Origin of the sequence: Microbacterium trichothecenolyticum (assembly GCF_030818955.1) — a bacterium.
GTDB classification, from domain to species: domain Bacteria; phylum Actinomycetota; class Actinomycetes; order Actinomycetales; family Microbacteriaceae; genus Microbacterium; species Microbacterium trichothecenolyticum_B.
Map to the genome: position 1 here is coordinate 3656484 of NZ_JAUTBF010000001.1, position 19125 is coordinate 3675608.

The window sequence follows — 19125 nt, forward strand, 5'->3', positions numbered from 1 at the left end:
ACAGTACACGCATTCTGAGATGTATGCTCTCACCAGGTATTTAGTGCGCGTTACGCACTAGTCTTATCCCCAGGGTTCTCCCCAGTTTCGTCCACAGGCGGCACGGTTCCGTCGCCGTCGACATGATGGAGCCGTGGACGACGAACGCGAAGAGCGGGAAGACCAGTCAGAGATCTTTCGAGACTCGTGGCGCCGCCTTGCATGGGTAGAGGCACAGGTGGATCGCGTGCAATCCCTAACCCAGCCTTGGGATGAGATGCCCCGCTATGCACGGCTAGAAGGTCATCTTCACGAGGAAACCGTGCGCAAGGGCTACTTCGAGTTCTCGGTGAGCGTGACTGAGCTAGCCCACCCCGCCGAAGAGGTGAACTTCCGGCTGGGCAACATCGTCACGGACGCCCGCTCCTGCCTCGATATGGCGATAGAGCAGATCTGGAAGGAGTACGGCATCGATCGGAGCTTCGGCAGGAAGGGGACGTTGACGGTCCAGTTCCCACTGGAGGACAACTTCGAGGAGAAGCGCAAGAGCGAACGCTTGCAGGCGTTCCTGGCTCGCATGGACGAGCGTTTTGTCGAGGTCATCGAGGCGGCCCAGCCCGATTACACGATGCGTGACATACCCGGCAACATCTCGGCCCTCTTCATCCGCAACTTCTCGAACGCTAACAAGCATCGGAACATCACGCCCGTGCAAGTCGTCCAAGATCACGTCAGCACGGGTACGAACGGCTACGGTCTCAAACTGGACCGGATCGGGGACCCTCAGGTAGAGAAGGACTTGCGATTCGCGCTGACGTACAAGTCCGAGCACTATTCCGAGTCCGAAGCGCGTTCGTGGCTCCCCATTCTTAACGATCTGCGGGCGTGCCCTATTCACGTCACTGTGATGCAACGGCTGGTCGTGACCGGCGACGAGCTGCTCATCTATCCGCCACGCCTCGGTGGCCAAGGCGTGCCATGGCGAGCGGAGCTGGACGATCTTCTGCGCCAGGTCCCGGCTTACGTGCGCCTCACGCTGCGAAATCTCAACCGTGTGCACAACATCATCCGTGAGGGTGGCGACGCCTTCTACATGCTCGACTGGGATGGCGCACTATGAAGACGTCTTGACGCGGGCCGAGCAAGTGCCGCATCAAGTCGTGCTGACGGCGTGGCAGGATCTGCGCCATGGGGAATCTCTTCGACCGACTGACGGGGCGCGCTGAACGTAGAGTGAGTCAACGCTCTGAAACACCAGCTAGAGACGCCCCCACGCCGCTGTCAGACCGCCCACCCGGCCCCGCGGACGAGTTGCTTCCGATCAAGTTGGGGCGGGCGCTTCTGGACGCGCGCTGGCAGGCAGACCCCAGCTACAAGTCGATGGTCACTCGTCACACATGGATTGTGGGACTAGCAGTACTCCTCTTCCTTGGTGCAATCGCCTCCGCGTTGTTGATCCCAAGTGAGGTGATCAGTGGCCCCATGGTCGGAGTGCTAGCTGGCCTTGCCGTCGTAGTTGCATACGCCGCCGGACTTTACGTGTTCTGGGACAGGGCGCGCCGACGGAGAGTATTTCAGGCGCTTGTCGCGATGGGCATGGCTGGCCAACTCCAGGAACGAGAGCGGGATCTCGCCCAGTCCGGAGAGCCACTGAGCCTCGCCGCACTCTGGTCCGTGACGCAGGAACGCATCGAGTATTACCACCAGATTGTGACCACTCAATCTGAGGTGAGCTTCCGCAACGGGGCCATCACCAGTTACCTGGGGCTGGGCCTGCTGCTGACCCTTGCGGTTGTGGCCATTTTCGCTGCTGGAAACCTGGCCACCTCGATAACTATCGGCGTCCTCGGGGCGGTTGGAGCGGCCCTGTCCGGCTACCTCGGTGCAACCTTCATCAAGCTTCACACCGAGTCGTCCGCTCAGCTGCGTGAGTTCTTCTCTCAGCCTGTCGAGTTCTCCCGTCTGCTCGGCGCCGAGCGGTTGATCGAATCTCTTCCGCCGACAGAGAGAGCTGAATCGGTCCAACTAGTGATCCGCGCCATGATGGGCGATGACTAAGCGAGACTGCGCGCGGTAGACCTGTCGAAAAACTGCGACGATGGCGGCCGTCGCCTTCGCCGGGCTGCTGGTCATCATCATGCGCAGCGACGAGGTGCGCGGAATTCTCACGGAGCTGGTGCGTCGCGCGTTGACGGTGCAGTGAGACGCGGGCTGAGCGTGCACGTCACGCGATGGCGTCGACGACTCGATGATCGGGGATCCGTCGCCGCTGAATTCGCCGTGGCGCTTCCCGCCGTGGTCGTCGTGCTGGCACTGGCGGTCGGAGCGCTCGGCTCCGTGGCCACCGCGGTTCGCCTGCAGCACGGCGCGGCCGAAGCGGCGCGCCTGCTCGGTCGCGGTGACGGCGACGGGCTCGCAGCGGTCGAGGGCGGGGGCGTGGCGGCCGTCGTCGAGCACGCCGGTGGCCTCGTGTGCGTCACGGCATCCGCTCCCGTGGCGGCCGCACTTCCCCTTCCTCCCGTCACGGCACGTGCCTGCGCCCTCGACGGCGGCCGCTGATGGCGGGCACGGTGGCGACGGTCGGCGTGACGGTCGTCGTGGTCGCGACCGGCGCCGCGTTCGGGCTGGTCCTCGGCGCCGTGCTGCACGTACAGCGACTCGCCGACACGGCGGACGCTGCCGCGCTCGCCGCCGCCGACACGGCGAGCGGGGCGGTCTCCGGCATCCCCTGCGACGCCGCATCTGCGGTCGCCGCGGCGGCGGGCGCGAGGGTCCAGGAGTGCGACGTCGACGGCCTCGTCGCGACCATCACCGTCGCGGGGGCGTACGGTGGAGTTCCATTCGATGTGCGCTCGCGGGCCGGCCCCCCGACGTCTTGAGCCCGTCAGACCTCCCGGAACCCGGATAGGGAGGCGTGTGTATGGTGTGCATCGACGAAAGGACCCCAGTGGCAAACGGCAAGAAGCTCGTCATCGTCGAGTCCCCGACGAAGATGAAGTCGATCCAGGGATACCTCGGCGACGACTACGAAGTGCTCAGCTCGGTCGGTCACATCCGCGACCTGGCGTCGAAGAAAGAGATCCCGGCCGACAAGAAGGCGGCGTACGGCAAGTACTCCATCGACGTCGAGAACGACTTCGACCCCTTCTACGTGGTCAACGACCGCAAGACGAAGACGGTGGCCGAGCTCAAGCGGGCTCTCAAAGGCGCCGACGAAGTCCTGCTCGCCACCGATGGCGACCGCGAGGGCGAGGCCATCGCGTGGCACCTGCTCGAGGTGCTGAAGCCCAAGGTCCCCGTGCGCCGCATGATCTTCCACGAGATCACCAAAGACGCCATCCGCGACGCCGCCGAGCACACGCGCGACCTCGACGTGTCGCTCGTCGACGCGCAAGAGACCCGCCGCGTGCTCGACCGCCTCTACGGCTGGGACGTCTCGCCGGTGCTGTGGCGCAAGGTCGGCTCCGGCCGCGAGGGCACCGCCCTCAGCGCCGGTCGGGTGCAGTCCGCCGCCACCCGTATGGTCGTCGAGCGCGAACGCGAGCGCATGGCGTTCGTGTCCGCGTCGTACTGGGATGTCGAGGCGCTCGCCTCCCAAGCGGGATCGTCGTTCACCACCCGCTTGGCACGTCTCGACGGTGCGCCCATCGCCCGAGGCGGCGACTACGACGACAACGGAAAGCTGAAGAAGGCCGTCGTGGCCCTCGACGAGGCGCAGGCTCGTGCCCTTGCAGAGGCCGTCACCGCCGCGGGCCGCGCCACGGTCGCCAAGGTCGAGGCCAAACCGGGCACGCGCAGCCCCCGTGCCCCCTTCACGACCTCCACCATGCAGCAGGAGGCGGGTCGCAAGCTCTCGATGAGCGCCAAGCACGCCATGGGCGTCGCACAGCGGCTCTACGAGAAGGGCTTCATCACCTACATGCGTACCGACTCCGTCGCCCTCTCGGGTCAGGCGATCTCGGCCGCGCGCGCGCAGGCGGTCGCGCTGTACGGCGACAAGGCGGTGCCCGCCAACCCGCGCGTCTACAAGAGCAAGTCGAAGAACGCACAAGAGGCGCACGAGGCGATCCGCCCCTCCGGCGAGACCTTCCGTACGCCGTCGTCTGTTGCCTCCTCGCTCGACCGCGACGAGCAGAAGCTGTACGACCTCATCTGGAAGCGCACGATCGCCAGCCAGATGTCCGACGCCAAGTACGAGACCACGACCGTCACCCTCACGGTGCAGGCGGGCGGACAGGTCGCCGAGTTCACGGCATCCGGAACGGTTTACACCTTCAAGGGCTTCCTCGAGGCGTACGAAGAGGGCGCCGACGAGAAGCGCAACGGTCGAGATGACGACGACGACCAGTCGCTGCCCGCCGTCGCCGAGGGCCACGAGCTCAGCGTCAGCGAGGTGGAGCCGAAGGGCCACAGCACCTCGCCGAAGCCCCGCTACACCGAGGCGAGCCTGGTGAAAGCTCTCGAGGAGAAGGGGATCGGACGCCCCTCGACCTTCGCCAGCATCATCGGCGTGATCCTCGACCGTGGCTACGTGTCCAAGCGCGGCCAGGCGCTGGTTCCCAGCTGGCTGGCCTTCAGTGTCGTTCGTCTGCTCGAGGAGCACTTCGCCGACCTGGTCGATTACGACTTCACGGCGGCCCTCGAAGACGACCTCGACGCGATCGCCCGCGGCGAGCAGCGCCGCACCGAGTGGCTGAAGGCCTTCTACTTCGGCTCCGACAAGCAGGTGGGTCTGCGTCACATCGTCGACAACCTCGGCGAGATCGACGCGCGCGAACTCAACTCCACGCGCATCACCGACACCGCGACCCTCCGCTTCGGCAAGTACGGTCCCTACCTCGAGGTCACCGACCCCGCGGCCGACCCCGAGGCCAAGCCTCGCATCGTCAACATCCCCGAAGACCTCGCCCCCGACGAACTCACCCCCGAGAAGGCGCAGGAGCTCATCGATGCCCCCGTCGCGGGTGACCGCGTGCTGGGGGAGAACCCCGAGAACGGCAAGCTGGTCGTCGTGAAGGACGGCCGGTTCGGTCCGTACGTGCAAGAGGTCGACGCCGAGGAGCCCGAGGAGGTCGACCAGGCCACGGGCGAGGTCGTCGAGCAGCCGAAGAAGCGCGCGACGAAGAAGGATGCCGCCCCCAAGCCCCGCACGGCGTCGCTGTTCCGGTCGATGTCGGTCGACACGATCGACCTCGACACGGCGCTGCAGCTGCTGTCGCTCCCGCGCGTGGTCGGCACGGACCCCGAGACGGGCGTCGAGATCACGGCCCAGAACGGCCGGTTCGGCCCGTACCTGAAGAAGGGCACCGACTCGCGCTCGCTCGACAACGAGCAGCAGATCTTCGACATCACCCTCGACGAGGCGATCGCCAAGTACGCCGAGCCCAAGTACGGGGCTCGCCGCGCGTCGAGTGCGCTGAAAGAGTTCGACGCCGACCCGGTCAGCGGCAAGCCGATCAAGCTGAAGGACGGCCGCTTCGGCCCGTACGTCACCGACGGCGAGACGAACGCGACAGTGCCGCGCGGCGAGAACGCGATGGAGATCACCTTCGAGCGCGCCGTCGAGCTCATCGCCGACAAACGTGCCAAGGGCCCCGCGCCCAAGAAGACCACGACGCGCAAGACCACGACCACGCGCAAGGCGCCGGCGAAGAAGTCGTGACCACCGATCGGACCCGGCCGTTGCACGCCCCGCGTGGGGCGACGGCCGAGGGCCCTGGCCTGTTCATCACGCTCGAAGGGGGCGACGGGGCAGGGAAGACGACCCAGGCGACGCTTCTCGAGGAGTGGCTGCGTCGCCAGGGACGCGAGGTCGTGCGCACGCGCGAACCCGGCGGAACCGAAGTCGGTGTGCGCATCCGCGACATCGTTCTTCACCATCGGGGTCACATCGCCGCGCGCGCCGAAGCGCTGCTCTACGCCGCCGACCGGGCCCACCACATCGAGACCGTCGTGCAGCCCGCCATCGCGCGGGGCGCCGTCGTCATCCAGGACCGCTACCTCGACTCCTCTGTCGCATACCAGGGCGCGGGTCGTGTGCTCGACGCTGACGACGTGCGCGCGCTGTCGCTGTGGGCCACCGACGGCCTGCTTCCCGATCTCACCGTGCTGCTCGATCTCGACCCCGCCGCCGCTCGGGCCCGCCTCGACGCCGACGACAAGCCCTTCGACCGTCTCGAGGCCGAGAAGGGCGAATTCCACGCGCGCGTGCGGGCGGGTTTCCTCGACCTCGCGCGCGCCGAGCCGGAGCGCTTCCTCGTGCTCGACGCGACCCATCAGCCCGCCGCGCTCGCCGACCGCGTCCGCGAGGCCGTCGTGGCGCGACTCGGCTGACCCCCAGTGGGAGTGTCGGACCCCGAGGTTAGGCTGAAACCCATGTCCACCGCCCTCGACCCGCACGCCGCCACGACCGGTGCGGCGCCGTTCCCGTGGAACGCCGTCTGGGGGCAAGACGACGCTGTCCACACATTGCGCGCCGCCGCGTCCGACCCTTCCGCGCTTGCGCACGCGTGGCTCATCACCGGGCCCCCCGGATCCGGGCGGTCCACTCTGGCGTACGCCTTCGCCGCGGCGCTCATCGCCGAACCGGGCGACGAGCGCGCCCAGCACCAGGTCCTCGCCCGAACGCATCCCGATCTCACGGCCCTGCGCACCGAGCAGGTCGTCATCCGCATCGACGAAGCGCGTCGACTCGTCGAGCGGGCGTCCTTCGCCCCCTCGCTCGGGCGGTACCGGGTGATCGTCGTCGAAGACGCCGATCGCATGGCCGAGCGCACCTCGAACGTGCTGTTGAAGGCCCTGGAGGAGCCGCCCGAGAAGACCGTCTGGGTGCTGTGCGCCCCCAGCGACGCCGATCTGCTGCCCACGATCCGTTCGCGCGTGCGCCTGCTGCGCCTGACAGAGCCCTCCGTCGCCGACGTCGCAGCCCTCATCGTCGAGCGCACCGGCGTCTCGCCCGAGGTCGCCGAGGAGTCGGCCCGGCATGCCCAGCGGCACATCGGCATGGCACAGCGGCTGGCCACCGACGACGACGCCCGGGCCCGCCGTGCCGAGAGCCTCTCGGCGGTTCTCGCGGTGCGCGGTATCGGCGACGCCGTCGAGGTCGCCGGGCGCATCGTGCGGCTGGCCACCGACGACGCCAAGGCGCTCACCGCCACGCGCGACGACGAGGAACGGCGTGCGCTGCTGCGCACGCTCGGGGTCGCCGAAGGTGCGGCGGTCCCGCCATCGGTGCGGGGCCAGGTGAACGCCCTCGAAGACGATCAGAAGCGTCGCGCCACGCGCAGCCTGCGTGACGGCATCGACCGGGTGCTGACCGATCTTCAGTCGTTGTTCCGCGACGTCGTGATGATCCAGTACGGCCGCGAGGGCGATCTGGTGAACGAGGAGCGTCTCGAGGACCTGCGCGCGCTCGCGGGGGAGTGGACGCCTGCCCGTACCCTCGGTGTGCTCGAGCGCATCTCCGATACCCGCCGCAACCTCGAGCAGAACGCCGCCCCCCTGCTCGCGCTGGAGAGTCTCATGATCACCGTCGCGAACGGTTCCGCCCCGTGAGCGCGCGTCGCCGGCTCACCGCCGTGGTCGCCGGAGCCATCGGCGTCGCTCTGGCGCTGTCCGGGTGCCTGTACGCCCAGATCCCGCCCCTGGCGCCCGACGACGGCCCCTCCCTCGCGCCGCAGACCGAGGGCATCGACGCCTCGCTTCTGCCCTATTACGGCCAGACCCTCACGTGGGAACCCTGTGGTGCCGGCTTCGACTGCACCTCCGTCACCGCGCCGCGCGATTATGCCGACCCTTCGGCGGGCGACCTCCGGCTCGCGGTCATCCGCCATCGTGCGACATCGGGTGCGCCTCTCGGCTCCCTGCTGACCAATCCCGGCGGACCGGGGGTCAGCGGCGTCGACACCGTTCGCGACTCGCTCTCGCTCGTCGCCGACGACAAGCTCACCAGCTCCTACGACATCATCGGGTTCGACCCGCGCGGTGTCGGGCAGTCCTCGCCCGTCACCTGTTTCGACGCGGCCGGCATGGACGCGTACCTCTACGACATCCCGCCGGGGGAGCGGGGCAGCGAAGAACGCACGGCGGCCCTCGAGAAGCGACAGGCCGACTTTGCGAAGGCGTGCCAAGACAACAGCGACGGCATTCTGCCCTACGTCTCCACCGAGAACGCGGCGCGCGACATGGATGTGCTGCGCGCCGTCCTGGGCGATCCGAAACTCAACTACCTCGGATTCTCGTACGGATCGCTGCTGGGCACGACCTATGCCGATCTGTTTCCCGAGCGCGTGGGGCGTATGGTCCTCGACGGCGGGATCGACCCCAGCCTGCCGGCGGAGGCCAGCGGCGTCGCTCAGGCGGTCGGGTTCGAGAACGCTCTGCGTGCCTTCATGGCCGATTGCCTCACCACGTCGGAGTGTGCGTTCTCGGGTTCGGTGGACGACGCCATGGCCGATCTGTCATCGATGCTCAAGCGCGCCGACGCACGGCCGCTCACCGCTGGCGACGGTCGGCGGCTCGGAGCAGACTCATTGATGACCGCGATCATCGCGGCGCTGTACAGCGATCAGAGCTGGCCCTACCTGCGCACAGCTCTCGCCGGCGTGCAGAACGGCGACCCGACCGTCGCGTTCCAACTCGCCGACTTCTACAACGGTCGCGTCGACGGGGCGTACACCGACAACACGATGGAGGCGCTGCGCGCCTACAACTGCATCGACTACCCGGCTCAGGGCGACGACGACAGCCTCCTGGCGCAGCTGGAACAGCAGGCGCCGATCGTGGCACCGTACTGGGTGGGCCCCGACCCCTGCGATGTCTGGTCGGCACCCGCCACGGGCGCACCGCACGTCATCACCGCCCCCGGCTCACCGCCGATCGTCGTGCTCGGTACCACCGGCGACCCGGCGACGCCCTACACCGAGGCGCAGAGTCTGGCCGAGCAGCTGTCGCAGGGTGTTCTGGTCACCTACGTCGGTGAGGGGCATCTGGCCTACAACAAGGGCAACGTCTGCGTGAACGACGCCGTCGACGACTACCTGATCGACGGCACCGTTCCCACCGACGGGCTGCGCTGCGAGTGACGCCGCGCGCCTCAGCACCGCTCGCACCTAGGCTGGATCCGTCACACCCTGAGGAGATCCCTATGACCGCGCCGATCGCCGACCTGGCGTCGTACATCGACCACACCCTGCTCAAGCCCGAGGCCACCCGCGCCGATGTCGAACGCGTCATCGCCGAGGGGGCGGAGCTGGGCACGTACAGCGTGTGCCTGTCGCCGTCGTTCCTCCCCGTCGAGATCCCCGAGGGGCTCAAGCTCGCCGTGGTCTGCGGTTTCCCCAGCGGCAAGCACCACGCCGAGGTCAAGGCGGCAGAGGCAGCGCTGGCCGTCGCGCAGGGTGCCGATGAGATCGACATGGTGATCGACGTGGGCGCCGCGATCGAGGGGCGTTACGACATCGTCGAGGCCGAGATCCGCGCCGTGCGCCTGGCCGCGCCGGCCCCCACGGTGCTGAAGGTCATCATCGAGTCCGCTGCGCTCGCCGACGAGGCCATCGTCGCCGTCTGCGAGGCCGCGGTGTCGGCCGGCGCCGATTTCGTGAAGACCTCGACCGGCTTCCACCCCGCCGGCGGCGCGAGCGTCCACGCCGTGGAGCTGATGAAGCGCACCGTCGGCGACCGCGCCGAGGTCAAGGCATCCGGGGGAGTGCGCACCCGCGCTGCGGCCGAGCAGATGATCGCGGCCGGGGCGACCCGCCTCGGGCTGTCGTCGAGCCGTGACATCCTCGCCGATCGCACGGCGGCCGGCGACTACTGAGCCGTCCCGCGTACGCCGGACCCCGCTGGAGCATGTAAGATCGATGATCGTGCACGCGACAGCGCGCACATGCCGCCTTAGCTCAGACGGCAGAGCGATTCACTCGTAATGAATAGGTCAAGGGTTCGATTCCCTTAGGCGGCTCCAGCAGGCCCTCATCCGCAGCGCGGGTGGGGGCCTTTTGGTTCACCGGCGAGATATTCGGCGGGGCGCGTTCGCGGTGAGGCTCTAGCCTCGGGCCGGGGGCCGGGGGCCGGGGGCCGGGGGCCGGGGGCCGTCGGTCTCGGGAAGGGGCGCGCATGTCCGGTGTGACGACGGCGAGACCGGCGGGTGTCGGCGCTGGAGAGCGCCGGCGGCTGCTCCGTGAGATCCGGATCTGCCTGGGGGTCGTCGTCGCGGGCCTGCTGGTCAGTGGGGTCACCGCTTTTCCGCTTCGCGAGGAGCTCTCGTTCGCGAGCGGTGTGCTCGCACGCGTAGGGGCCGCCTCGTTGGCGCCCGAGGCGGTCGGGTGGGTCGATCGTGTGTCGGAAGGGTTGGATGCCACGGCCGCGGCGTACCCGTTCATCGCCTACGGCACCGACTGGTTGGCGTTCGCGCATCTGCTCATCGCGGTCGCCTTCCTCGGGCCGCTGCGCGACCCGGTCCGCAACGTGTGGGTGACGGCGTGGGGCGTCATCGCCTGTGCCGGTATCGTCCCGCTCGCCCTCATCGCGGGGAGTTTCCGGGGCCTTCCGTTCGGCTGGCAGGTGATCGACATGTCGTTCGGCGTCGTCGCCGCCGTTCCGCTCGTGCTCGCCCTGGTCTGGACGCGACGGCTGGAGCGGTCGTTCTCGAAGACGACGGTGACCGCCCGATAGGCTGAGACCCGCCTCGTCCCGTTCTGTGGCCCGGCGCCCCTCGCTCGACGACCACAGGAGTCTCCGTGTCGAACGCACTCGACGCCCTCATCGAGATCTTCACGTGGGTGGGGTTGGGTGGCGGCATCCTGCTGGCGTTCATCGCGGTGGTGCTGCTGTTGGCCGACGGCACGTGGGTGTCCGCCCGAGCCGTGGTCGAGGTCGTCGACGGCCGTCGCGTCGTGCGCTGGTTCGACGAGGGCGGGGGAGTGAACGAGGCTCCGCTGTCGCCGCACGACGACGCGCGCGTGGGTGACGACGATATGGCCGACATCTTCTTCCGTCGGGGGACGCCGAATCGTATGCGGTTGACGCGGTCGTCGCCGACGGTACGGTTCGTCTCGCTGTTGTCGGCGGGCGTGCTCGCTCTGGGTGCGGTGTCGTTCATCGCGTCGATCGTGGTGCTCTTCGTGCGGGGGTGAGGGGTTGACGCCACGGGCATATCGCTAGATAAGCTAGCTATATGCCTGTGGAGCCTGCCTCGAACCGTCCTTCCTCGACACATTCCGCGCCCCGCGGCGACCGCCGTCGCCGCGCGGCCCCGAGGGTCTCGCGGTGGCTGCGCATCGGCATCCCGAGCGTGCTCGTGCTGCTGTGGGTGGTGGGCGGATCCATCGGCGGGCCGTTCTTCGGCAGAGTCGACCAGGTCGCCACGAACGACCAGTCATCGTTCCTGCCGCAGTCGGCAGATGCCACGAAGGTCAGCGAGCGGCTCACCGACTTCACCGGTAGCGACACGATCCCCGCCCTCGTCGTGGCCGCCACCGATGACGGCAGCAGCCTCACCGACGCCCAGCGGACCGCGCTGCAGACGCTCGCCACCGACGTCGCCTCGACCGACGGGGTGACGGGTCAGGCGTCGCCCCCTGTCGTGTCCGCCGACGGGCAGGCGGCGCAGATCTTCGTGCCCATCGACAGCGGGAGTGAGGTGCGAGAGGTCGTCGAGCAGATTCGCGAGCGGGTCGGCGCCGATCTTCCCTCCGGCGTCGAGGCCTGGGTCACCGGACCGGCCGGTTTCACCGCCGACCTGGTCAAGGGCTTCCTCGGTATCGACGGCCTGCTGCTGGTCGTGGCCCTCGTCGCCGTGTTCGTCATCCTCGTCGTGGTCTACCGCTCGCCGCTGCTGCCGCTGCTCGTTCTGCTGACCTCGGTCTTCGCGCTGTGCGTGGCGCTGCTGACGGTGTGGTGGCTCGCGTACGCGGGGGTCGTGGTGCTGAACGGGCAGGTGCAGGGCATTCTGTTCATCCTGGTCATCGGAGCCGCCACCGACTACGCGCTGCTCTACGTCGCCCGCTTCCGCGAGGCGATCGGAGAGGGCGAGGGCCGGTGGGATGCCACGATCCGGGCGTGGAAGGGAGCGGTCGAGCCGATCCTCGCATCGGGGGGCACAGTGATCGCGGGCCTGCTCTGCCTGTTGCTGTCGGATCTCGCGACCAACCGGGCGCTGGGACCCATCGCATCGATCGGCATCGCCTTCGCGGTGCTGGCGGCCCTCACCTTCCTGCCGGCTCTGCTCGCGCTCGTCGGGCGCGCCGCGTTCTGGCCGTTCGCGCCTCGACCCGGCGCCGCGACGATCCCGGCCGACCTCACCGCCCCCGTGACGGGCGTGTGGGCACGCCAGGCCCGCTTCGTCGCCCGTCGCTCACGACCGGTGTGGATCGTGTGCACCCTGGTGCTGTTGACCGCGTGCGTCGGCGTCACGCAGCTGCGCGCCGACGGCGTGCCGGCGAGCGACCTCGTGCTCGGTGCGTCCGAGGCGCGCGAGGGCCAAGCCGCCCTGGCCGAGCACTTCCCGGGCGGATCCGGCAGCCCGGCGTACGTGCTGGTGCCGGAGGACCGCGCGGCCGAGGCCGTCGCCGTGCTCGACGCGGCCGCGGGCATCGACAGCGTCGCCGTGCTCTCCACCGAGGCCCCCGGCGGGCAGGCGCCCGTCGCCGTCACCGACGGTCGCCTGCAGACCACGGCGGTCGGCGCGCCCGGAACCCCGGCGCCGGCTCCGACCGTCTCCGACGGCGACGTGCTGCTCGCCGCCACTCTCGCTGACACCGTTGATTCGCCGGCCGCCGACGACACCGTCCGCGCCCTACGCGCCGATCTGAGCACCGCCCTCGGCGAGGGCACGGCCCTGGTGGGCGGGGTGACGGCGACCGACATCGACTCGATCGACACGTCGATCCGCGACCGCACCCTCATCATCCCGCTCGTGCTCGTCGTCATCCTGCTGATCCTCATGGCGCTGCTGCGCTCGATCGTCGCGCCGCTGATCCTGATCGGCACCGTGATCGTGTCGTTTGGGGCGGCGCTGGGGGTGAGCGCAGTGGTGTTCGACGGCGTCTTCGACTTCCCCGGCGCCGACCCCTCCGTTCCGCTGTACGGGTTCGTGTTCCTCGTCGCCCTGGGCGTCGACTACAACATCTTCCTCATGTCGCGCGTGCGCGAGGAATCCCTCGTCCACGGCACGCGCGCCGGCATCCTGCGGGGACTCGTGGCCACGGGCGGGGTCATCACCTCCGCCGGTCTCGTGTTGGCCGCGACCTTTGCCGCGCTCGGCGTCATCCCGATCCTGTTCCTCGCGCAGATCGCGTTCATCGTCGCCTTCGGTGTGCTGCTGGACACCTTCGTCGTGCGGTCACTGCTGGTGCCGGCGCTCGCGTACGACCTGGGGCGCCGGATCTGGTGGCCGTCGACGCTCGGCCGCACGGATGCCGACGCGCGTAGGCTCGGAGCATGACCCGGGCGCTGTTCATCGTCGACGTACAGAACGACTTCACCGAGCACGGTGCGCTGGGCGTCGAGGGGGGAGATGCGGTGGCGGAACGCATCTCGCGCTACCTGGACGCTCACGCCGACGACTACGCGGTCGTCGTCGCCTCGCGCGACTGGCACAACGCCGACGACGACAACGGGGGCCATTTCTCGGCCACACCGGATTTCGTCGACACCTGGCCGGTGCACTGCGTCGCCGGGACGCCCGGCGCCGCGTACGACGACGTCTTCGACACCACGCGTGTGACGCACCACCTCAAGAAGGGTCAGGGGCGACCCGCCTACTCGCTGTTCGAGGGCGTGTCAGACGACGGTGAGACGGCCGCGACGATCCTCGACCGGTACGGCATCCGCGACATCGACCTCGTCGGTATCGCCACCGACTACTGCGTGCGCGCCTCGAGTCTCGACGCGCTCGCCGCGGGCAGGGGCGTGCGCGTGCTCACCGACCTGATCGCCGGCGTCCATCCCGCCTCGAGCGCCGCGGCCCTGGCCGAGGTGGCCGAGGCCGGTGCGCAGCTCACGCACTCTCCGCGATGACGTCGTCGGCGCGCGGGATCGTGATCGTGACGGTGGTCCCCGCGCCCGGCTCGCTCGCGATCCGCAGTGCCCCGCCGTGGGCGGAGACCACTTGCCCCACGCTGGCGAGTCCGAGCCCGCTCCCGCCGTCGTTGTTGTCGGCGTAGCGCCCGCGTTGCCCTTCGGCGGTGATCGTCGACAGGTCGTCGGGATGGATGCCACGACCGTGATCGCGTACGCGCACGACGGCGCCTTCGTCGGTCTCGAACAGGTCGATCTCGATGAGGTCGTCGGAGTACTTCGCCGCGTTCTCGAGCACGTTGGCGACCGCGCGGCGCAGCCCCAGCACGTCGCCGACGACGGGGACGGCGTCGATGTGCGCGAAGACGACGCGCGTGATCCCTTCGCCCGGCAGAACGAGGGAGACCGCCTCGCGCGTGATGCGTTCGAGTGTCGTGCGCCGCTGCCCGCGGTCGGGGGTCGCGGTGACCTCGGCGAGAAGCGCCTGAGCCATCGCGACGAGGTGGTCGCTCGCCTCGCCGGCCAGGCCCACGAGACGGTGGCCGGGCAGCTCTTCGGCGATCAGGTCGAGGTATCCGCGCAGGGCCGTCGCCGGCGACAGCAGGTCGTGCGCGAAGGTGCGCTGCAGGGCGGCGCGCTGGTCGGCATCCCGCTTCTCGCTCGTGAGGTCGCGCACGATCTTCACGAAGCCCAGCACCTGGCCCTGATCGCTGCGGATCGCCGAGATCGTCACGCGCGCCCAGAACTCGCTGCCGTCCTGGCGCACCCGCCAGCCGGTGTCTTCGACGTGCCCGTCGCGCTGCGCTGACGCGAGCAACCGGTCGGGAACGCCTCGGCGACGATCCTCTTCGCGGTAGAAGCGCGAGAAGTGGGATCCGACGATCTCGGCCTCGGTGTAGCCCTTGATGAGCTGCGCACCGAGGTTCCACCCGCGCACGAACCCGCCGCTGTCGATCTTGACGATGGCGAAGAGGTCGACCTGGTGGTCCCAGTCGGTCGGCATGGAACGACGCAGGGCAACGGGTCGCGGCTCAGCCGCGTCGGCGGCGGGAGATGGGATCACGAGTGTCTCGCTCTCGGCGGTGCTCAGGAATGCACGCGCGAACGGATCGGGGTGCTTGCTGAAGGCACCGTCCGATGATGCCCGCCAACCCGTCCCCGGCGACAGTGATTGACAAGACCGTCTCGCTCCCCATCGGCTCAGGACACCGTCACGAGCGTGCGCTGCCAGCCACTGGATCCGTCGGGTGCGATCGGGGCGGATTGCTCGATCTGCACGTTGCCCTGCTTGTCGGTCGCTCGCACGGCGATGTAGTGCGTACCCGCCTCGGCGGTCCAGTCGAACTTCCACTGCACCCACGACTGGTCGTTGATGGGCGTCGAGAGCTGCGTCTGCTGCCAGTCGCCGTTGTCGATGCGCACTTCGACCTTCTGCACGCCGATCGGCTGTGCCCAGGCCATCCCGGCGACGGTCACGGCGCCCGCCGGAACGGGGGATCCGATCTTGGGCGTGTCCACGCGCGACGACATCTTGATGGGCGCCTCGGCGGAGTATCCGCGCGGGGTCCAGTACGCCTCGTCCCTGTCGAAGCGGGTCACGGTGAGCTTGGTCACCCACTTCGTCGCCGACACGTAGCCGTACAGTCCGGGTACGACCATGCGCACGGGAAAGCCGTGCTCGAACGGCAACGGCTCGCCGTTCATGGCGACGGCGAAGATGGCATCCAGGTTGTCGTCGGTCAGCGACGACAGGGGAGTGGATGCCGTGTACCCGTCGACGCTCTCGGAGAGCACCATGTCGGCGTCGGCCTGCACGCCGGCCATGCGCAGCACGTCGCGGATGGGGACGCCGGTCCAGATGGCGTTGCCGACGAGGTTGCCGCCGACCTCGTTCGAGACGCACGTGAGCGTCACTCCATACTCGTCGAGTCCCATGCTCACCAGGTCGTCGAAGCTCAGCTCGACCGGGGTGTCGACCATTCCCTCGATCGACAGGCGCCACGTCGTGGGGTCGACGTTCGGCACCGTGAGGGCGGTGTCGACGCGGTAGAAGTCGGCGTTGGGCGTGATGATCGGGCTCAGCCCAGGGATGTTCCAGCTCGCGCCCTCGGGCACGGTCACGGTGGTGCGAGCCGACGGAAGGCGCAGTGCCTCGCGCGCGGCGGCGACGGAGCCGGCCGTGGCGTTCAGCACACGGGCGCCGACTCCGACCACGACGGCGCCGATGGCGGTGAGCCCGGTGAAGAGCAGAAAGCTGCGACGATCGGTGGCGCGGGCGTCGGCGTCGTCGGTTTTCGCGGCGGTCATCCAGCGCCGCAAGCGGGCGACCGAGAAGACGATCACGACCACGCCGGCGATCGTGCCCAGCACCGGGGGCAGCCAGGCGAGCGCGCCGGCGCCGGCGCGCGTGATGATCGCGACGGTCGCGAGCACGCCGCCGATGCCGATGAGCACCGCGCCCGTGGGCCGGAAGCGGTACTGCAGGACGCCGGCGACGGCCGCGGCGACCGCGGCCCCGAGCCCGACTCCCACCAGAAGGGCGATCTTGTCGGTCTCGCCGAACAGCGTGATCGCGAGTTCCTTGAGGGGACGCGGCACGATATCGACGATGAAAGATCCGACCGCCAGCACCGGGCTCGCCGAGCGGGCGAACAGCGCCGCGAACAGTTCCGCCACGGCGAGCAGGGCGGCCGCCGACACGATCCCGGCGAACGCGGCCCACGGCCATGCGCGGGGGGTGCGCGTCTTCGCCCGGGTGTCGTTCGTGGCCGCGGTGTCGGTCGTCATGGCATCCCTCGTTCCTGCTCGCCGCGCACGCGCGGATCGCCTCACTCTCTCTTCGGAGCGGCGGGGCGATCGGATGCCGTGGCGGGCGACAGCGTGAACACGGCGACGCCCGCGGCGATGAGCGCCATTGCGATCGCGAGCCCCGAGGTGAGGGGTTCGTGCAGCAGGGGGACGGCGACCGCCGCGGTCAGGACGGGGCTGAGCGCTCCCGCCGTCGCGGTGATGCTGCTGCCGAGGTTCTTCACCGCGATCACGTAGCACGCCGTCGACAGCAGGCCGGTGCCGACGCCCTGCACGAGCGCGTACCAGCCGAACCCGGACAGATCGGCGGTTCCCGCCAGAATGCGCGACGGTAGGAAGCCGGTCGTCGCCAGTGCGAGCGCGGCGATCGTCGAGGTGACCGAGACGATCAGGATGACTCCGATGGGGTCCAGGCGCGTGCGGGCGAGGCCCAGCGTGTACAGGGCCCACACCAGACCCGCCGTGACGAGGACGCAGATACCGCCGATGTCGGCGGTGCCGCCGGTGAGCAGAGCGCTCGCGGCGACCCCCGCGACGACCGCGAGCAACGCCAGCAGGCGTCGGCCGCGGATCACCGTGCCCTCGCGCAGGAACAGCAGGATGGCGACGAACAGGGGCACCGTCCCCGGAACGAGGAGCCCGGTGAGTGCGGCCGAGGTGAGGTGGGCCCCCTCGGCGAACAGCAGGAAATGGGGGAGGCCCGCGAGCAGGACCAGGGCGATCACGAGGGGGCGTTCCGTGCGCAGTGCCCGCACCGTGCGCGGGAGGAAGGGTGAGAGCAGCAGCGCGGGCACGGCGAAACGGGCGAGGGCGGCGTCGACCGTCGTGAGACCGGCGGTCTCGAGCGCGCGCGTCGACAGCGCGAAGGCCGCCCAGAGCGTCACGACCGCGGCGAGAGCCGCACCCCCGACGAACAGGCGCGGCGAGAGGCTCGGGCGGCGGGCGAGGGCGAAGGTGGTCACGAGTCGACGCTAAAGACTTCCGCCCCGCAGTCGATTGCGAATATTGCTGAGAATACGTTCACATTGGCAGAATCTGCTACATGCACGATCTCGATAGCATCGACCTCCTGATTCTGCGCGAGTTGCAGCACGACGGGCGTCTCACCAACCAGGAGCTCGCCGACCGCGTCGGCCTCTCGCCCTCACCGTGTCTGCGCCGCGTGCGGCACCTCGAGCAGACGGGGGTGATCGAGGGCTACCGCGCTGTCGTGTCGCCGAAGGCCGTGGCGCTGCCCATCACCGCCTTCGTGCGCCTCCGACTCGCTTCTCACGAAGGCGCGACCGTCGATGCCGTGGAGGAGCGCCTGCGCAGCATCCCGCACATCGTCGAGGCGCACCTGCTCGCCGGTGACTGGGACTACCTCGTGCGCATCGTGGTGCCGAGCTTCGACGCGTACGAGCGGCTGTTGCGCGAGCATCTGCGGGGGATCCCCTCGATCGCGTCCATCGACACCACCTTCGCCTTCGGCGTGACCAAGCCTGTCTCGCCCCTGCCCCTCGACGCCCGCTGAGCGCGCGCGGCGCTCGCCGCGCCGGAGTCGACCGTCGTGCGTCGCTACGATGTGACCAGCCCGCGGTCATGGCATCCGGGATCACTCGGACGAGAGGACGCCGCCACGTGGACGACATCGCCCGGTGGGCTGCGGCCCTGATGACGATGATCGGTCTCGGGCTCACCCTCGGACTCAACCCGGCGCTGTACGGAGCGACGGCCGAGATGCTCGCGCAGAACACGCGCATCGCCGCCCGCATGGCGTGGATGATCGGCGGCCTCGCGAGCGGAGCGACCCTGCTGTACGTGCTGTTGCAGAGCTTCGATCCCGCCGAGTTCGTCGCCGTCGCCCAACGGCGCACCGCCGAGGCGGTCTTGGACCGACGGGTCGATCTCACCGCCGGAGCGCTGTTCCTGGTCGGCGCGGCCGCCATGGCGTGGTGGAAAGTGAGGGTGCCGATCCGGCCGCGTGCGCGCACACCCGCGAAATCGCGCTCCCGCTCCTGGAGCTACTACGTGCTGGGGATCAGCTGTTCGGTCATCGGTTTCACCACCCTGCCGATCATGTACATGACCGGCAGGGTCGCCGACGGCGTCAGTGACCACCCGCTGCTGCGCTGGCTGGCGTACGCCGTGTTCCTCGTGGCGCTGGCCGCGCCCTTCGTGCTGCTCGCCACCGCGTGGGTGCACTTTCCGACCACGGCCGCCCGGGTGAACCGCGTGTACACCCGAGTGATCGACATGGATCACCGGTGGGTGTACGCCGCCGTGCTCGGCGTCGCCGGCGTCGCGTGCCTCGTGCTGGGCGTGATGCCCTGGCGCTGA

General features: G+C 69.2%; 18 protein-coding genes, 1 tRNA gene and 1 pseudogene. 17 read left to right on the top strand and 3 right to left on the bottom strand.

Going from position 1 to position 19125, the window contains the following annotated elements; all coding sequences use genetic code 11:
• Positions 1–133 precede the first annotated feature (133 nt).
• The 15 genes and pseudogenes from QE412_RS17275 to QE412_RS17345 all read left to right on the top strand — a co-directional run bounded on the left by QE412_RS17275 (position 134) and on the right by QE412_RS17345 (position 13998).
• Positions 134–1099 (top strand): hypothetical protein, encoded by a 966-nt coding sequence (locus tag QE412_RS17275; RefSeq protein WP_307486774.1) that lies wholly within the window; start codon positions 134–136, stop codon positions 1097–1099.
• Positions 1100–1167: 68 nt separating this feature from the next.
• Entirely contained in the window at positions 1168–2037 is an 870-nt protein-coding gene (locus QE412_RS17280) for a hypothetical protein (protein ID WP_307486777.1), read from the top strand.
• A 34-nt stretch (positions 2038–2071) separates the two neighbouring features.
• Positions 2072–2182 (top strand): annotated as a pseudogene (locus tag QE412_RS17285) (DUF4244 domain-containing protein); the annotation flags it as partial.
• A 14-nt stretch (positions 2183–2196) separates the two neighbouring features.
• Positions 2197–2538 carry a TadE family protein gene (locus tag QE412_RS17290; RefSeq protein WP_307486778.1) on the top strand — a complete coding sequence of 114 codons (342 nt, stop codon included), beginning with the start codon at positions 2197–2199 and terminating at the stop codon, positions 2536–2538.
• On the top strand, positions 2538–2858 hold the full coding sequence (locus QE412_RS17295) for an Rv3654c family TadE-like protein (RefSeq protein ID WP_307486780.1): 321 nt from the start codon (positions 2538–2540) through the stop codon (positions 2856–2858). Before QE412_RS17290 ends, QE412_RS17295 begins: the two co-directional genes overlap by 1 nt.
• 68 nt (positions 2859–2926) lie before the next feature.
• Positions 2927–5641 (top strand): type I DNA topoisomerase, encoded by a 2715-nt coding sequence (topA, locus tag QE412_RS17300; protein WP_307486782.1) that lies wholly within the window; start codon positions 2927–2929, stop codon positions 5639–5641.
• Positions 5638–6312 carry a dTMP kinase gene (gene tmk, locus QE412_RS17305; protein ID WP_307486785.1) on the top strand — a complete coding sequence of 225 codons (675 nt, stop codon included), beginning with the start codon at positions 5638–5640 and terminating at the stop codon, positions 6310–6312. The genes topA and tmk overlap by 4 nt, the downstream gene beginning before the upstream one ends.
• Positions 6313–6354: 42 nt before the next feature.
• On the top strand, positions 6355–7533 hold the full coding sequence (locus tag QE412_RS17310; protein ID WP_307486787.1) for a DNA polymerase III subunit delta': 1179 nt from the start codon (positions 6355–6357) through the stop codon (positions 7531–7533).
• Positions 7530–9062, top strand: coding sequence for an alpha/beta hydrolase (locus QE412_RS17315; protein WP_307486789.1), 1533 nt, complete (start codon positions 7530–7532; stop codon positions 9060–9062). Before QE412_RS17310 ends, QE412_RS17315 begins: the two co-directional genes overlap by 4 nt.
• 62 nt (positions 9063–9124) lie before the next feature.
• Positions 9125–9796, top strand: coding sequence for a deoxyribose-phosphate aldolase (gene deoC, locus QE412_RS17320; protein ID WP_307486791.1), 672 nt, complete (start codon positions 9125–9127; stop codon positions 9794–9796).
• Between the two features lie 71 nt (positions 9797–9867).
• Positions 9868–9943 (top strand) — tRNA-Thr (locus QE412_RS17325).
• 152 nt (positions 9944–10095) lie between these two features.
• A complete protein-coding gene (locus QE412_RS17330) occupies positions 10096–10653 on the top strand; it encodes a hypothetical protein (protein ID WP_307486794.1) in 558 nt (185 codons plus the stop codon).
• Between the two features lie 65 nt (positions 10654–10718).
• A complete protein-coding gene (locus QE412_RS17335) occupies positions 10719–11114 on the top strand; it encodes a hypothetical protein (protein WP_307486796.1) in 396 nt (131 codons plus the stop codon).
• Between the two features lie 41 nt (positions 11115–11155).
• Complete coding sequence (locus tag QE412_RS17340) at positions 11156–13423, top strand: MMPL family transporter (RefSeq protein WP_307486799.1); 2268 nt, start codon at positions 11156–11158, stop codon at positions 13421–13423.
• Positions 13420–13998: an isochorismatase family protein gene (locus tag QE412_RS17345; protein WP_307486801.1), complete on the top strand. Its 579-nt coding sequence runs from the start codon at positions 13420–13422 to the stop codon at positions 13996–13998. The genes QE412_RS17340 and QE412_RS17345 overlap by 4 nt, the downstream gene beginning before the upstream one ends.
• Here the strand turns inward: QE412_RS17345 and QE412_RS17350 are convergent.
• From QE412_RS17350 to QE412_RS17360, 3 genes are all read right to left on the bottom strand, one after another.
• Positions 13979–15001: a PAS domain-containing sensor histidine kinase gene (locus QE412_RS17350; protein WP_307486803.1), complete on the bottom strand. Its 1023-nt coding sequence runs from the start codon at positions 14999–15001 to the stop codon at positions 13979–13981. The genes QE412_RS17345 and QE412_RS17350 overlap by 20 nt on opposite strands.
• A gap of 197 nt (positions 15002–15198) precedes the next feature.
• Positions 15199–16785, bottom strand: a complete 1587-nt coding sequence (locus tag QE412_RS17355) for a molybdopterin-dependent oxidoreductase (RefSeq protein ID WP_307486805.1) — start codon at positions 16783–16785, stop codon at positions 15199–15201.
• Between the two features lie 41 nt (positions 16786–16826).
• Positions 16827–17768, bottom strand: a complete 942-nt coding sequence (locus QE412_RS17360) for a DMT family transporter (protein ID WP_307486808.1) — start codon at positions 17766–17768, stop codon at positions 16827–16829.
• Positions 17769–17848: 80 nt separating this feature from the next.
• On the opposite strand from QE412_RS17360, the gene QE412_RS17365 reads away from it, so the two are divergent.
• Together QE412_RS17365 and QE412_RS17370 are read left to right on the top strand one after the other, a co-directional pair.
• Positions 17849–18319, top strand: a complete 471-nt coding sequence (locus QE412_RS17365; RefSeq protein ID WP_307486811.1) for an Lrp/AsnC family transcriptional regulator — start codon at positions 17849–17851, stop codon at positions 18317–18319.
• A gap of 107 nt (positions 18320–18426) precedes the next feature.
• Positions 18427–19125, top strand: coding sequence for a hypothetical protein (locus tag QE412_RS17370; RefSeq protein WP_307486813.1), 699 nt, complete (start codon positions 18427–18429; stop codon positions 19123–19125).